The sequence below is a fragment of the Microbacterium sp. TS-1 genome, assembly GCF_000509385.1.
Classification (GTDB): Bacteria; Actinomycetota; Actinomycetes; order Actinomycetales; family Microbacteriaceae; genus Microbacterium; species Microbacterium arborescens.
The window spans coordinates 999512-1014704 of sequence record NZ_BASQ01000001.1 but is presented as its reverse complement, the minus strand read 5'-3'; the positions used below and the strand labels follow the sequence as shown (position 1 = coordinate 1014704).

At 71.2% G+C, this 15193-nt stretch carries 12 protein-coding genes; 9 read left to right on the top strand and 3 right to left on the bottom strand.

Annotated features, from left to right (window positions below):
* Positions 1 to 24 precede the first annotated feature (24 nt).
* From MTS1_RS04780 to MTS1_RS04770, 3 genes are all read left to right on the top strand, one after another.
* Positions 25 to 720 (top strand): M15 family metallopeptidase, encoded by a 696-nt coding sequence (locus MTS1_RS04780; protein ID WP_081731734.1) that lies wholly within the window; start codon positions 25 to 27, stop codon positions 718 to 720.
* Positions 721 to 784: 64 nt separating this feature from the next.
* Entirely contained in the window at positions 785 to 2074 is a 1290-nt protein-coding gene (locus MTS1_RS04775) for a M18 family aminopeptidase (RefSeq protein ID WP_023951911.1), read from the top strand.
* A gap of 100 nt (positions 2075 to 2174) precedes the next feature.
* Positions 2175 to 3452 carry an MFS transporter gene (locus tag MTS1_RS04770; RefSeq protein WP_023951910.1) on the top strand — a complete coding sequence of 426 codons (1278 nt, stop codon included), beginning with the start codon at positions 2175 to 2177 and terminating at the stop codon, positions 3450 to 3452.
* On the opposite strand, the gene chrA is transcribed toward MTS1_RS04770, so the two are convergent.
* Positions 3442 to 4644 carry a chromate efflux transporter gene (gene chrA / locus MTS1_RS04765; RefSeq protein ID WP_036304639.1) on the bottom strand — a complete coding sequence of 401 codons (1203 nt, stop codon included), beginning with the start codon at positions 4642 to 4644 and terminating at the stop codon, positions 3442 to 3444. The two genes, MTS1_RS04770 and chrA, sit on opposite strands and share 11 nt — an antisense overlap.
* A gap of 175 nt (positions 4645 to 4819) precedes the next feature.
* Here chrA and MTS1_RS04760 point away from each other — a divergent pair, with 175 nt between their 5' ends.
* Entirely contained in the window at positions 4820 to 9370 is a 4551-nt protein-coding gene (locus MTS1_RS04760; protein WP_023951908.1) for a lamin tail domain-containing protein, read from the top strand.
* A gap of 15 nt (positions 9371 to 9385) precedes the next feature.
* Here the strand turns inward: MTS1_RS04760 and MTS1_RS04755 are convergent, their stop codons facing one another.
* Entirely contained in the window at positions 9386 to 10315 is a 930-nt protein-coding gene (locus MTS1_RS04755; protein ID WP_023951907.1) for a GTP-binding protein, read from the bottom strand.
* Between the two features lie 82 nt (positions 10316 to 10397).
* Here MTS1_RS04755 and ykgO point away from each other — a divergent pair, with 82 nt between their 5' ends.
* Positions 10398 to 10520, top strand: a complete 123-nt coding sequence (gene ykgO, locus MTS1_RS04750) for a type B 50S ribosomal protein L36 (protein ID WP_023951906.1) — start codon at positions 10398 to 10400, stop codon at positions 10518 to 10520.
* Positions 10521 to 10598: 78 nt separating this feature from the next.
* A complete protein-coding gene (locus MTS1_RS04745; protein ID WP_023951904.1) occupies positions 10599 to 11378 on the top strand; it encodes an isocitrate lyase/phosphoenolpyruvate mutase family protein in 780 nt (259 codons plus the stop codon).
* Positions 11379 to 11439: 61 nt separating this feature from the next.
* Here MTS1_RS04745 and MTS1_RS04740 read toward each other — a convergent pair whose 3' ends face one another.
* Entirely contained in the window at positions 11440 to 12297 is an 858-nt protein-coding gene (locus tag MTS1_RS04740; RefSeq protein ID WP_023951902.1) for an SDR family oxidoreductase, read from the bottom strand.
* A 96-nt stretch (positions 12298 to 12393) separates the two neighbouring features.
* Between MTS1_RS04740 and MTS1_RS04735 the strand changes: the two genes are divergently transcribed.
* The 3 genes from MTS1_RS04735 (at position 12394) to MTS1_RS04725 (ending at position 15185) form a co-directional block, all read left to right on the top strand.
* The gene (locus tag MTS1_RS04735; protein ID WP_023951900.1) at positions 12394 to 12762 is read left to right on the top strand and encodes a helix-turn-helix domain-containing protein; all 369 of its coding nucleotides are present in this window, start codon (positions 12394 to 12396) and stop codon (positions 12760 to 12762) included.
* A 90-nt stretch (positions 12763 to 12852) separates the two neighbouring features.
* Positions 12853 to 13437 carry a PadR family transcriptional regulator gene (locus MTS1_RS04730; protein ID WP_023951899.1) on the top strand — a complete coding sequence of 195 codons (585 nt, stop codon included), beginning with the start codon at positions 12853 to 12855 and terminating at the stop codon, positions 13435 to 13437.
* Positions 13438 to 13442: 5 nt separating this feature from the next.
* Positions 13443 to 15185: an ABC1 kinase family protein gene (locus MTS1_RS04725; protein ID WP_370576209.1), complete on the top strand. Its 1743-nt coding sequence runs from the start codon at positions 13443 to 13445 to the stop codon at positions 15183 to 15185.
* The last annotated feature ends 8 nt before the right edge of the window (positions 15186 to 15193 follow it).

The following is a 15193-nucleotide window of genomic DNA, read 5'->3' as shown; positions in this document are numbered from 1 at the left end:
CATCCGCTCTCGTCCACTGGGAGCATGAGCACTTCCTCCGCCCCGGTTCCGACCCGCCCGCTCGCGCTGCCGACGACCGAGCCCGGACGGCGGGTGACGTTCGTGCCGCCGCGCCCGCGAGCGCGGACATCCCGTCGTGTGCGCCGCCGCCGTCTCGCGCTCGGTGTGGTCGCGGTCGCGGGTGCGGTCGCCCTCGGCGCGTCCGCCATCGGTGCGCTCGCCGGTGCGTCGGGCGTGCAGCTGCCCCCGATGCCGCCGGTGTTCCCGGGGCCGGCGTTCTCGCCGTCGGCGGACGACGGGTTCATCGAGGATGGCGTGCAGGTGAGCCTGTGGGACGACGACCTTCCGGCGATCTCGCGACTCGACCCGGAGCTGCTCGCGGCGATGCGCGCCGCCGAGGCGCGTGCCGCGGACGAGGGCATCCGCCTCGGTGTGACGAGCGGATGGCGCAGCGCGGCGTATCAGCAGTGGCTCCTCGACGACCGCATCGCGTCGGTGGGGGAGGAGACCGCGCGCGCCTACGTCGCCACCCCCGAGCAGTCGCGCCACGTCAGCGGGGACGCCATCGACATCGGGCCGGTCGACGCGCAGTACTGGCTCATCTCGTACGGCTCGGAGTTCGGCATCTGTCAGACCTACGGCAACGAGCCCTGGCATTTCGAACTGGCCACCGCGCCGGGCGCGGAGTGCCCGCCGATGCGCACCGATGCCAACGGCTGAGCCGCGGGTGCGACGGCGGGTGCGCCTACGATCGACGGAGGCCCCCAACGATCCAGGAGTCACCGTGTCCGCCGTCACCGCCGCCGCCCGCTCCCACGCCGCCGACCTCGCCGACTTCGTCGCGTCGTCGCCGTCGAGTTTCCACGCCGCCGCCGAGGTGGCCCGTCGCCTCGTCGCCGCGGGCTTCACCGCGCTGGCCGAGGACGAGCGCTGGCCCGATCAGCCGGGCGGGCGCTATCTCGTGGTGCGCGACGGCGCCGTGCTCGCGTGGATCGTGCCGGAAGCGGCGACGGCGGTGACGCCCGTCCGGGTGTTCGGCGCGCACAGCGACTCGCCGGCGTTCAAACTCAAGCCCCGTCCCACCACCGGGCGTCTCGGCTGGCTGCAGGCCGGTGTCGAGGTCTACGGCGGGCCGCTGCTCAACTCGTGGCTCGATCGCGAACTGCGCCTGGCCGGGCGCCTCGTGCTCGACGACGGCACCTCGGTGCTCACCGCGACGGGGCCGCTGCTCCGCCTTCCCCAGCTCGCGATCCACCTCGACCGCGAGGCGAACGATCATCTCGCGCTCGACAAGCAGACGCAGACCCAGCCGGTCTGGGGACTCGGGTCCGCCGAGTCCGCCGACCTGCTGGGAGAGCTCGCCCGAGAGGCGGGCGTGGACGCCGCCCGCATCCGCGGCTACGACGTCGTGACCGCCGATGCCGCCCGAGGCTCGGTGTTCGGCGCGGGCGACGTCTTCTTCGCCTCGGGACGGCTCGACGACCTCGCCTCCGTCCATGCCGGAGTCGTCGCCCTGGAGCGAGCCGCCGAAGGCTTCGACGCCGGGCACATCGCGATGCTCGCCGTCTTCGACCACGAAGAGGTCGGTTCGGCCACCCGCTCGGGTGCTGCCGGTCCCTTCCTCGCCGACGTCATCGAGCGCATCCAGCTCGGCCTCGGGGCCGATCGCGAAGAGGGGATGCGCGCGATGGCGGCATCCTGGTGCGTCTCGAGCGACGTCGGCCACTCGGTGCACCCGAACTACGCCCACAAGCACGACCCCGTCGTCCTGCCGGTGCTGGGATCGGGGCCGATCCTGAAGATCAACGCCAACCAGCGGTACGCGACCGACGGCGTCGGAGCGGCCGCATGGAACGGCTGGTGCGAGGCGGCGGGCGTCGCCAGCCAGGAGTTCGTGTCGAACAACGGCGTGCCCTGCGGGTCGACCATCGGGCCGATCACCGCCACGCGGCTCGGCATCCGCACCGTCGACGTCGGAATCCCGATCCTCTCGATGCACTCGGCGCGCGAGCTCGCGGGGGTCTCCGACCTGCATGACATCTCACTCGTCGCCGAGGAGCTGTTCCGCCGGTAGAATCGAGGGGTCCGCGGCGCCGGCCCGGATGAAGCGATGCAACTACCTGCTGACGGAGCAAGGCGGCACGTGAGAACGAGCTGACTGCTCGGAGGCATGTATGACGTCGAATGATCGTTCCCTGATCCATCACACGGGCTGGGCGCTCTTCCCGATCGCCTTCATCGCCCGGCTTCCTTTCGCGATGATGGTCGTGGGCGTCCTCACCCTCGTCGTCTCCGCGACCGGCTCGGTCGGGCTCGGCGGGCTCACCTCGGCCGCCGTCGGCATCGGCGTCGTCATCGCCGGTCCGGTCATCGGCGACGCCGTCGACCGGTTCGGGCAGCGACGGGTGCTCGTTCCGCTCGGGATCCTCAACGGCATCCTGCTCGGGATCTTCCCCGTCGTCGTCACGGCCGGATCAGCCGACCCGCTCATCCTGACCGCCGCGGCGGCCATCGGACTGAGCGCTCCGCAGGCCGCGGCCATGTCGCGCAGTCGGCTGATGGGCATCATCCGGGCGCGACTCGACGCCGAGCATCGACCGCGGACGCTCTCGCGCGTGATGTCGTACGAATCGGCGGCCGACGAGACGGCCTTCGTCATCGGTCCGTTCCTCGTCGGCATCCTCGCGGCCGTCGTCGCCCCCTGGGCCCCGATCGCGATCGCCGCAGCCCTCAGCCTCGTCTTCGTCACCGCCTTCGCCCTTCACCCCAGCGGGCAGATCGCGGCGACGGCCCTCGATCCGGGCGAGAGCGAGGAGCGGGCGCCGATCTCGCAGGTGCTGCGCGGACGCATCCTCGTGCTGGTCGCGGCCACGTTCGGCGTGGGGCTCTTCTTCGGCTCGACACTGACCTCGCTCACCGCGTTCGCGCAGACCGCGGGCGACGACGTCGAGGCAGGACTCCTGTACGGGCTGATGGGGATCGGCTCGGCGGCCCTCGCTCTCGCGGTCGTGCTCCTGCCCTCGCGGTTCGCGCTGCGCCGCCGCTGGCTCGTCTTCGCAGCCGTCCTCGCGGTCTCGGCCGGCGGTTACGCCGCCTCGGACTCGCTCGGGGCGGTCATCGTGATGCTGCTGCTGATGGGGCTCGGGGTCGGGCCGACCCTCGTGACGCTGTTCAGCATCGCGGGGCACCGCAGCCCCGTCGGCCGGTCGGCGACGACGATGACGCTCCTCGGATCGGCGCTGACGCTGGCGCAGGCGCTCGCGTCGGCCGTGACGGGCGCCATCGCCGAGGCCGGCGAGGTGCGGCTCGCCATGCTGCTGCCGACGATCGCGGCGGTGCTCGTGCTCGCGTTCGGTGTCGTCAACCTCGCCATCGAGCGGCGCGAACGCGCGGGCGATGGTGCCGGAACGCCGCGCGGAGTCCGCTCCGCCCCGTCGCTCGTCAGCCGCTGATCAGCGCTCCGGCGGCCGCACCGACGCCGGCACCCAGCGCCACGACCACCCAGGCGGGGCAGCGCCAGAGCGTCAGCAGCCCGAAGCAGACCAGAGCGAGTGCGAACTGGTCGACCCGGGTGATCGACGTCGTGAAGACCGGGTCGTAAAGGGCGGCGCCGAGGATGCCGACTACTGCGGCACTCGCTCCCCGGACCACGCCACGCGCCCACGACCGGCGCCGCAGGACAGCCCAGACGGGCAGCGTCCCGAGGAGCAGCAGGAAGCCGGGCAGGAAGATGGCGACGAGCGCGATCGTCGCCCCGGCCACGCCTCCCGGGCCGACGCTCGCGAGCGCTCCGAGATAGGCGGCGAAGGCGAAAAGCGGTCCCGGCAGCGCCTGCGCGGCGCCGTAGCCGGCGAGGAACGTCTCGGCGTCGACCCAGCCTGGCCCGACGACGGCGCTCTCGAGGAGGGGGAGGACGACGTGGCCGCCGCCGAAGACGAGCGCGCCAGAGCGCAGGAAAGCGTCGAACAACGCGATCGAGCCGTCTCCCGTGATCCGGGCGGCGATCGGGCTCACGACGAGGAGCGCGACCAGGATCACGAGCGCAGCGATCCCGACGCGGGTGCCCGCGCTCGGGAGCGCGTCGTCCCCGCCGGCGTCATCCGAGTCGGAGGACCTCTCGCTGAGCCACAGAACCCCCGCGAGTGCGCCGAGGGCGATCGCCCCGAGCTGCGCGACGGGCCCGCCCACCAGCGCGACCCCGACGGCCGCCGCGATCGCTATCGTCCCGCGGGGCCGGTCGGGCGCGAGGCTGCGCGCCATGCCCCAGACGGCGTGCGCGACGACGGCGACCGCGACCACCTTGAGCCCGTCGATGACTCCGGTCGCGACGGGGCCGGTCACGGCCCCGATGCCGCTCGCCGCCCAGACCATGAGCGCGGCGGAGGGCAGCGTGAATGCGGCGAAGGCCGCGACGGCGCCCGAGAGTCCCGCGCGGCGCAGGCCGATCGCGAACCCCACCTGGCTCGACGCGGGTCCGGGCAGGAACTGGCACAGGGCCACGATTTCGCCGTAGCTCCGATCGCCGATCCAGCGCCGCCGGGTCACGAACTCGTCGCGGAAGTACCCGAGGTGCGCGATCGGGCCGCCGAAGGACGTCAGCCCGAGGCGGAGGAACACCGCGAACACGGCGGCGAGATTCGACACGCGTCCAGCGCACCACCGATCCGTGAACATGCGGTGAACGCCACGCGCGATTAGCACACCAAGATGACGCAGCGTGTCACCGCGCGGACACCTCGCGGGACGGGAGCGTTCACTTCGTGCTCGCGCACGGCCCCTACCGTCGGCGGCATCCCTCTTGCACCGAAGGTGGCTTGTCATGCCCGCTGAGCGCCCACGCGCCCGTTTTCTCACCATCGCGACGACGGCGACGCTCGCCGCGGGAGCCCTCTCGCTCGCGCTCGCAGCGCCCGCGCTCGCGGCTCCCACCGCTCTCGTGCCGACAGCGGCCGACGCGGCATCCGGCTCGCTCGTCGTGACCGAGATCGCCCCCGACAACGTCGGCGTCGACGACTACGAGTTCTTCGAGGTCCACAACCGCGGTGCCGCCGACGTCGACCTGGCGGCTGCGGGCGTCTCGTTCGCGTACACGTATGTCGACGGTGCCGACCGCTCCCGCGACGTTCCGCTCGCCGTGGCCGACCCGGTCGTGATCCCCGCCGGGGGGACCGTCGTGTTCTGGCTCAGCTACACCGCGGGGAGCGTCGACTCCTTCGCCCGCTCGATCGACGAGTTCCGCGCGCACTGGGGCGCCGATGCCGGCACCACCGTCGTGCGCGTGACGGGGCAGGCCGGAATGGCCAACGGCGCGCCGCGCGGCATCCGCATCCTGCAGAACGACGGGATCGTGGGCTGGTCGACCTACGGCCGCACGGCGGCCGCCGCCGGACAGTCGGCGCACTTCCGTCTGCCCGCTGAGCGCGTCGACGGCGGCACGGACATCCTCGCCGAGCCGGCTGCGGCGACGCCCGGCGTCGTCGCGCCCGAAGCCGTCACCCCGCCCGCGGGAGAGGAGCCGGGGGGACAGCCGGGGTTCGACCCGAAGCCCGACCCGAGCGTCGTCACCGCACCGCTGCAGATCACCGAGCTGATGCCCGACTCGGCCAACGTCGCGGGCTCCGACGCCTTCGAGTTCATCGAGGTCTACAACGCCTCGAGTGATCCGATCGACTTCTCCGACTACACGATCGATTACCTCTACCCCGTCGAGGGCTCGTCGAGCGTCTGGCCGGCCGTTCCCGGTGACGTCGTGATCCCGGCCGGCGAGACGCTCGTGCTGTGGATCAAGAACGGCGCCAACGACGCCCTGACCGCCGCCGACTTCAACGACCACTTCGGCTCGCGGCTCGTCGCGGGGGAGAGTCTCGTCGAGATCTCCTCGGCCGGGATGGCGAACGGCTCGCCTCGGGGCGTCGCGATCGAGACCAACAGCGGCCGTCACGTCAGCACCGCGCTGTACAACCTCGACGGCGCCGATGACACCGTCGCCGACCAGGGGATCCGTTACACCGTCGGAGCGGATGTCGCGACGCAGCGGATCGTCGACCTCGCCCCGGCGTCGCCGGGTGCCGTGCAGCCAGACCAGGTTCCCGGCGGGCTCATGATCGTGGCGCCCGACACGCAGGCGCCGACGATCGTCGACGGCACCGCCGCCGAGATCCAGCCGGGCACCGACTTCGCCATCACCGCGACCGTGACCGATGACGTCCTGGCGCGGACCGTGACACTGCAGCTCGCCAACGACGTCGACCCCGCCCCGGCGCGCATCAACCTCCTCGACGCCGGCGACGGATCGGTGACGTTCGTGGTCAACGCCGCCGACCTCATCGGCAAGAGCTGGTACGAGTACACGATCACCGCGAGCGACGGCACGAACACCACGTCGACGCAGACTCGTCGCGTTCCTGTGGCCGGGGTCGACACCAACCCGGTCCGACTCAATCTCGAGGACGGGCGGTTCGTATCGGGAACGACGGAGATCGTCGCCGCGGGCGACGCGTACCCGAGCCCGATCGAGCTGACGATCGACGGCGCGGCCGTGGAGACCACCCCCACCCTCGAGGACGAGCCGCGTTTCGTCTTCGACACGACGAACGTCAACTACTACTTCAAGAACGGCGTGCGCATCGGTGACGATGTCCTCAACATCTTCGAGATCGGCACGCAGGGATGGGAGACGATCGTCACGCCCGTGCCGCTCGAGTACGTCGTCCGCGGTGACGAGCTCGTCGTGAGCGTGTGGGCGGGTACGAAGAAGGCGCCTGAGATCGACCTCGCCGAGAACAACGACGACTTCGAGATCCGCGGCCTGCGCCTGGTGCTCCCCGACGGCCGGACGCTCACGCCCCTCGGCTACGACGATCCTGCCGCAGTCCTGCGGATGGGCGACAGCGTCACCGAGGCGGGAGCCGCCACCGGGAAGCTCGACTACTACGAGGCGCGCTTCGCGCTGCCCGACGATGCGTTCGCCGCGCTCTCGGCTTCCTGGGACACCACCGCCGGCGCCGACGGTGCCGCCGTGGTGGCGGCCACCGACGGCGAGACGACCGTCTCGCGGATGGTGACGGTCGACAACACCGCTCCCGTCGTCACCTCGCAGATCGTCGACGGCACCGCCTATCAGGGACCGATCGTCATCGATGCCGAGATCGTCGACGCGGGATCGGGCGTCGCGAGCACCGTCGCCCGGCTCGACGGCGCGGAGATCGCCCTGCCTCACGAGACCTCGTCTGTCGACCTGGCCGCGGGGGAGCACCGCGTCGAGATCACCGCGACCGATCAGGCCGGCAACACCGACTCGTGGACGGCGACCTTCACGACGTACGACGAGCAGCCGAGCGCCGGGGCTCTCGCGCCGGCCGAAGGGGCCGAGGTGCCCGCGGGCGACGTGACGCTGCAGGCGAAGGTCGAGGATCCGACGGGCGACGTCCTCGACGTGAGCTTCCTCGAGGGACGCCGGCTCGATCTGTCCGACGGCGACGTCAGCGCGCAGTCCGGCACCGTGCAGGACGCACGAGCCGTCGACCGCGCCGAGGCGGAACAGCTGACGACCGACGAGCTGCGCACTCTCGCGGCCGTCGACGGCCTCTCGGAGGAGATCACCAGCGACCGGGCGTTCCCGTACCAGTCGTTCGACGTCGCGGTGACCGACGCCGACGCCGGTTCCGACGTCCGCTCGACCTGGTCGGGTCACGCCGACGCGGGAGCGACCGTCATCCTCTACGTCCAGCGAGCCGACGGGTCGGGGTGGGACGAGGTCGACCGCCACGTGAGCGCGGCCGACGACGAGTCGTTCTCGCTCGATGCCGTCGTCGCGGTCGACGACTACGCGTTCGCCGCCTCGGACGGCGCGGGACGGGTGGTGCGGATGCTCGTGCAGCACTCCGAAGGCTTCGCGGGCGCGGACCGCTCGGACCGGACGACTCCGGTCGCACCGCACAACGCCGCCGATGTAGCGCGCAGCGAGTACGACTTCACCCTGGCGTGGGAGTCGGACACGCAGTACTACAACGAGAACACCCTCCCGGGCGAGCCGTACCGGCACCAGCAGGCGATCCACTCGTACCTGCTGGATCGGCGCGACGAGCTGAACCTGCAGTACCTCTTCCACACCGGCGACATCATCGACGATTACGACGTGATGGAGCAGTGGGAGCGGGCCGATCCCGAGTACCGCCGCCTCGACGAGGCGGGCTTGCCCTACGGCGTCCTGGCCGGCAACCACGATGTGGGACACCACCTCGAGGACTACTCGAACTACGGTGCGTACTTCGGCGAGGACCGCTACGCCGGCAACCCCTGGTACGGCGGCAGCTTCGAGGACAACCGCGGTCACTACGACCTCATCTCGGCGGGCGGCATCGACTTCCTGATGCTGTACACCGGATGGCTCCCCGGCGATCAGTCGATCGCGTGGATGAACGAGGTGCTCGCGCAGTACCCCGATCGCGTCGCGATCATCGCGCAGCACGAGTTCATCCTCACCACCGGCGGGCTCGGCGCGATCCCGCAGCGGGTCATGGACGAGGTCGTCGCGACCAACCCGAACGTCCGCATGGTCTTCTCCGGGCACTACCACGACGCATTCCTGCGCGAGGACGCGTTCGACGACGACGGCGACGGCATCTCGGACCGCACCGTGTACTCGATGCTGTTCGACTACCAGGGCCTCCCGGAGGGCGGTCTCGGCTTCCTCCGCCTCCTGCACTTCGACAACGAGGGGCGGCAGATGCTCGTGCGCACCTACTCGCCGTCACTCGACGTCTACAACTCCGACGAGCCGAGCCTCCTCGGCCCGGCGGGAGCAGGCGACTACTCGCAGCAGGAGTTCGCGCTCACGTACGATCAGCTGCGCATCGAGCCGGGCACGCGCACCCTCGGCACCGACGCCTTCTCGGCGGAGGTCCTCGGCGGCACGGAGATCGCGACGTTCTCGGATGTCGCGAGCGGCTCGATCCTCTCGGCCGCCTGGCCGCTCGCGGAGGAGGGCGAGCGCGGATGGTACGTCCGCACGAGCGATCCCTTCGGCGCCGTCGACGACTCGCGCGTGTCGCTGTTCACCGTGACCGCCGCCGTCGAGCCCGAGAACCCCGGCGAGGGGTCGGGCGGGGGCTCGGACCCCGGCGCCGGAGGCGGAGCAGGCGGCGGCACCGGTGGGGGTGCGGGCGGTGCTCCGTCCGGCGGCGCCGGCGCGACCGGCCCCGAGGCGGCGGGCGCAGCGGCCGGGGTCGGCGCGCGGCGCGATCTCGCTGCGACGGGCGGCGAGGCCTCGATGACCGCGACGGTGACCGGGATCGCTCTCGCGCTCCTCGCGGGCGGCGCGCTTCTCACGGCGATCCGCCGGCGCGCGCACCGCCGCGGACGGATCTGAACCGCACCCAGCGGCTCAGTCGGCGGTCGGGTCTTCGGACCCGACCGCCACGTTCCATTCGGGCAGGGGGTCGGACAGCCGTCGCCAGGCCGTCGGACCCGCCGACAGCTCCGCGTCGTCGAGCACGGCGGCATCCAGGACGTGCCGCACGGCGACGGTGTTGAGGTCGATGCCGGTCAGAGCGATGTCCTGGCCGACGTCGTCGAGTCCGTGGCCGGCCTCGATGGGGTCGATCCACATGGCCGAGCCGGCCTGCTCCCACCGCGCGGGAACATTCGGCCGCGTCGCGAGACGGCAGACCCCGACCGATCGCAGGACCAGTCCGCACGAGCCGGAATCGAGCAGATCGAGAGCCAGCACGAGCCGGCCGGGGTGGAACGGGCGCAACTGCTCGTAGCGCATCGTCGCAACGCGCCGATCGGTGAGGAACGGATCGTGCTCGCCGTTGAGGGCACGCGTCCATCCGGCGCGATCGCCCGCGTCGCGCAGTGGAAGGGTGGTGCCGAAGCCCAGTGCGGAGAGGTCGTCGACGACGCCGCGGCTGAGTCGGATGCGGGCGGTCGGTGCCAGGTGCGACGCGAGTGCCATGAGGATCGACAGGTCGGCCGTCGGCATCCGCTCCCAGTTGACGATCACGACGGCGCTCGCCGCCTCGATCAGCTGCGCCGCCAGCCGCGCGCGTGCTCCGACGTCTGCTCGCCCGTCTCCGTGCGGGACTGCCCGACGCAGCGGTGCCTCGTCGCGCAGGTCGTCGATCGCATGGCGGGCATCCAGCACGCAGAGCGAGGGCATGCCGTGGACGGTGGCGTGGACGTGGACCGGGTCGGCGTCGCTGGCGAGGTCGACGACGCGGAGGGCGCGGTGGCGACCGGCGATGGCGCACAGACGGGCGTAACGACGGCGTTCGGCGCTGCAGACGCCGGTGACGGCGAGATGAGTGGTCACGGTGTTCTCTCCGGCTCGAGTTGTGGCGATCGGTCCTCCACCGTACCTTGTTGTTGATAAGAGTTCTCAATAGGAGGTCGTCGTGAAGGTTCGCGCATCCATCAAGTCGCTGAAGAATCAGCCCGGCGCGCAGGTCGTGCGTCGCCGTGGCCGCGTGTACGTCATCAACAAGCTCAACCCGCGGTTCAAAGGGCGCCAGGGCTGAGGCGCGGCCCGATGGCACGTGTCGTCGAATCGCGCAACATGTGCCCCGTGCCCGCCGCGCGCGGTTAGCGTGATCGGCATGAGCACCCCCGCTGAGCGAGCCCAGACCCTGTCCGCACTCCATGCTGCGCCCGAGATCCTCCGGGTGGTGAACGTGTGGGACGTGGTGTCGGCCGAAGCCATCCTGGCTCTGCCCGAGACACGCGCGATCGCCACCGCCGGTCACTCGATCGCCGCGTCGTTCGGGTACGAGGACGGCACCGACATCCCGCTCGAGATCGTGCTGGACATGGTGGGCCGCATCGTCTCGGTAGCGGGCGACGTCCCGGTGTCGGCCGACCTCGACGCCGGCTTCGGCGACCCCGGTGAGACGACGCGCCGGGCCATCGGCGTGGGCATCGTGGGAGCCAACGTCGAAGACCGCCTGCAGCCTCTCGCGGACTCGGTCCGCGCGGTCGAGGCCATCGTCCGGGCGGGGGAGGCCGAAGGTGTCCCGTTCGCCCTCAACGCCCGCACCGACGCCTTCGTGCGCGCGGGTGACCGTTCGACCGAGGAATCGATCGCCGATGCCATCGAGCGCGGTCGCGCGTATCTCGACGCCGGCGCCGATCTGGTCTTCGTCCCGGGGATCCTCGACGCCGACATCACCCGGCGCCTCGTCGAGGGGCTCGGAGAGCGCAAGCTCAGCGTCATCGGGCTGCCCGGCGCGCTCACCGCGAAGGAGTACGAGGATCTCGGCGTCGCCCGCATCTCGTACGGTCCGACAACCCAGCGGGTCGCTCTCACGGCGCTGCAGGATGTGGCCCAGCAGCTATACGCCAACGGTGTCATCCCGCCCTCGACGCGCCCTCTGAACTGAGCGGAGCAGATGCCGACGCGCCCCGGCCCCCGAGGGGCGGAGTGCGTCGGCATCTTGCGGGTCAGGCGAGTGCGGCGCGAAGCCCGTCCGCGAACGACGTCGTCGGTCGTCCGATGAGGCGCGAGAGGGTGTGGTCGTCCACATCGAGAACGCCCTCGCGAATGCCGGTGTCGATCCCCGCGACGAACTGGGCGGTCCCGGCGTCGAGACCGGCGCTCTCGAGGGCCGCGATGTGATCCTCCGTCGACACGCGCGCGTAGGCGACATCGCGACCGAGCACCTCGGATGCCGCGGCCGCGATGGCGTCGTACCCGATGCGGGTGTCGCCCGCGAACTCGTACACCTCGCCGAGGTGACCGTCCTCGATGAGCACGACGGCGGCGCCCTCGGCGAAGTCGGCGCGCGAGGCCGGTGCGATCAGCCCGTCGCCGACGGATGCCGCGATGACACCGCTCTCGGCGGCGCGCTGGACGTCGGGCACGTAGTTCTCGATGTACCAGTTGTTGCGCACCACGACAGCCGGAATGCCGCTCGCCGCGATCGCCTCCTCGGTCGCCTTGTGCTCGGCGCCCAAGGGCCACTCGAAGGTCGTCGCCTTCGGGGCGCTGGTGTAGACGAGCTTCGACACTCCTGCCGCCGCTGCCGCGTCGATGACGTTCTTGTGGCCCGCGAGCCGCTTGCCCGGCTCCGACGCCGAGATCAGCAGCACGCTGTCGACGCCCGCGAGCGCGTCGCGCAGCGAGGCGGGGTCGTCGTAGTCGACGCGGGCGGTGGCGACACCGCGGTCGGCGAGGTCGGCGAGCTTGGCGAGGTCGCGAGCCCCGGCGACGACGGTGTCGGGGGAGACGCCGCGGGCGAGCAGCGCGTCGACGACGAGGTGGCCGAGCTGTCCGCTCGCTCCGGTGATGAGGATGGTCATCGGTGGTCCTTTCGGTCGGGTGTTGCCGGTGACAACCGCCGCCGGGCATCCTTGCATTCCGTCAGATGGGTACCCACTTTTCGGTAAGCTACCTACATGGCAGTGAGTTTCGCGCAGATCCGGGCGTCCTCCGATCAGGTCTTCACCGAGAACTGCCCGACGCGGGTCGTGCTCGACCATGTCATGAGCAAATGGGGCGTGCTCGTGCTGCTCGCACTGACCGACGGCACCGCCCGATGGGGTGAGCTCCGGCGCTCCGTGGCGGGCATCAGCGAGAAGATGCTCGCGTCCACACTGCGTACGCTCGAGGCCGACGGCATCGTGAGCCGCACCGCCTACCCCGAGGTGCCGCCTCGCGTGGAGTACGCGCTGACCGAACGCGGTGTCGAGCTGATGGAGCGCATGATGCCGCTCATGGAGTGGATCGCCGCGAACGCGGACGACATCGTCGGCCGCCCCGCGTGAAGGCTGAGTGTTCCGTGCGAGCCCTGTCGCCGGGGGCGATAACGATATATCGTCAGGTATCGCTAACGTATCGACGACCGGGAGGTCAGCATGAGCGGAACATTCCCCACCGGCGGTTTCGGCGGCCGTGACAACATCTTCGGGGGACGAGGCGGGTTCAACGTCTCCGATCTCGGGAACAACGTGTTCGAGGCATTCGACCAGTTGAAGTCGACCTTCGAGCAGAAGGTGAACACCCGGGTCGGACGCGGCGACGTCCGTGCCGCCGTGCTCGCCCTCCTCGCCGAGCAGCCCATGCACGGCTACCAGATCATCCACGAGATCGAAGAGCGCAGCGGCGGGTCGTGGAAGCCCAGCGCGGGATCGGTGTACCCCACCCTCCAGCTGCTCGCCGACGAGGGCCTCGTCAGCGCCCAGGAGTCCAACGGACGCAAGACCTACTCGCTCACCGAGGCCGGCCGCGAGGCGGCGGGCGAGGCGGGCGAGAAGTCCGCTCCGTGGGAGTCCACGAGCCGCGACCACAGCCGCGTGACCGCGCTGCCCAAGGCGGGCGTCGAGCTCGCCCAGGCCGCCGCCCAGGTCGGCCGCAGCGGTTCGCCCGAGCAGGTCCAGCAGGCCGTGGAGATCCTCGACGACGCGCGCCGCAAGCTGTACGCCCTGCTCGCGCAGGCCTGACGCGGGTGGCCTCGGCCGAACCGCATCGCGTCGCATCACCCGGCACCCCCGCGGTGCCGGGTGATGCCCGCGCGCGTGCGCGCTATCGCCGCATCCTGCGCTTCGCCGCGCGGGCGCTCGTGCAGACGTGGTGGTTCGAGATCGTCCTGCCGCGCTTCGGTCTCGAGCGGCTCTCCGAACGGGGGCGAACGGTCCGTCTGCGCCGCCTCGCGCGCCGCTTCCACGCGCTCGCCGTCGAGCTCGGCGGGCTGATGATCAAGGTCGGGCAGTTCATGTCATCCCGGCTCGACGTCCTGCCACCGGAGATCACGACCGAACTGGCCGGCCTGCAGGACGAGGTGCCCCCGGTTCCCTTCGACCAGATCCGCGCGGCGGCGGAAGCAGAGCTGGGGATGCCGCTGCGCGACGCCTACGCGTCGTTCGACGAGCAGCCGGTCGCCGCGGCCTCCCTCGGTCAGGCCCATCGCGCCCGGCTCGCCGCCGAGCAGGCCGCCGACGCCGGCTTCACCGACGTCGTCGTGAAGGTCCAGCGACCCGGCATCCAGACCATCGTCGACGTCGACCTCGCCGCGCTCCGCCGTATCGCGCGCTGGCTGCGCCGCATCCGCATCGTCTCGCGGCGAGCGGACATGCCGGCTCTCGTCGAGGAGTTCGCCGTCACGAGCCTCGAGGAGATCGACTATCGGCACGAGGCGGCCAACGCCGAGCGCTTCCGCGAGAAGTTCGCCGGCAACCCCCGAGTCGCCGTCCCCGAGATCGCGTGGGAGCGGTCGACCGCGCGGGTCCTGACGCTCGCCGACGTCACCGCGATCAAGGTCACCGACGTCGATGGTCTTCGCCGCGCGGGCATCGACCCTCACGAGGTGGCGAGCATGTTCGCCTCCGTGATGTTCGACCAGTTCTTCGGTTTCGGCTTCTTCCACGCCGACCCTCACCCGGGCAACGTCTTCGTCACGCCGGTGCCGTCCGATCGGCGCCGCGAGGGCGAGCCGGACTGGGTGCTGACGTTCATCGACTTCGGGATGATGGGCGAGATCTCACCCTCGGCGCGCGACGCGCTGCGCACGGTTCTCGTCGCTGCCGCGGCTCGCGACGGCCGCGGACTCGTCGCCGGGATGTCGCAGGTCGGCGCGCTGCTGCCCTCCGCCGACGTCCGCGAGCTCGAGCGCGCGATGACCCAGCTGTTCGCGCGCTTCGGAGGCATGGGATTCGCCGAGCTGAAGCAGGTCGACCCGCGGGAGTTCCGCGACTTCGCGGGGGAGTTCGGCGAGCTCGCCCGTGCGCTGCCGTTCCAGCTGCCCGAGAACTTCCTGCTCGTCATCCGGGCGGCCTCGCTCACGTCGGGCGTGTGCACCTCGATCGATCCCGCGTTCAACCTCTGGGACGCGGTGGAGCCCTACGCGGCTCGGCTGCTCCGCGAGGAACGCGGCGATCTCATGCGCGACGCCGCGCGACGCGCGATGGCGTTCGCCGATATCACGATGCGCCTCCCGCAGCGGCTCGACGGCCTCATCACGCATCTCGAAGACGGCAACCTCGGCTTCGACAGCGGGCGGCTCGAACGGCGGATGTCGCGCCTGGAACGGCTCGGACGGCGCGCCGTCTCGGGAATCCTCTTCGCCGGTCTGCTCGTGGCGGGAGTCCTGATGCGTCCCGACGACGAGACGGCGGGCACGGTGCTCATGGGGCTCTCGGCACTGCCGCTGCTGCACGTCCTGCTCGGCGGCGTGTTCGGCCGCCGCGACTGAGGGCTGGG

Bases quoted from the DNA above. Each gene is read 5' to 3' on its own strand.
- MTS1_RS04760 (WP_023951908.1), top strand. From the start codon at position 4,820: ATGCCCGCTGAGCGCCCACGCGCCCGTTTTCTCACCATCGCGACGACG.
- MTS1_RS04740 (WP_023951902.1), bottom strand. From the start codon at position 12,297: ATGACCATCCTCATCACCGGAGCGAGCGGACAGCTCGGCCACCTCGTC.
- MTS1_RS04730 (WP_023951899.1), top strand. From the start codon at position 12,853: ATGAGCGGAACATTCCCCACCGGCGGTTTCGGCGGCCGTGACAACATC.
- MTS1_RS04770 (WP_023951910.1), top strand. From the start codon at position 2,175: ATGACGTCGAATGATCGTTCCCTGATCCATCACACGGGCTGGGCGCTC.
- MTS1_RS04745 (WP_023951904.1), top strand. From the start codon at position 10,599: ATGAGCACCCCCGCTGAGCGAGCCCAGACCCTGTCCGCACTCCATGCT.
- MTS1_RS04780 (WP_081731734.1), top strand. From the start codon at position 25: ATGAGCACTTCCTCCGCCCCGGTTCCGACCCGCCCGCTCGCGCTGCCG.
- MTS1_RS04735 (WP_023951900.1), top strand. From the start codon at position 12,394: ATGGCAGTGAGTTTCGCGCAGATCCGGGCGTCCTCCGATCAGGTCTTC.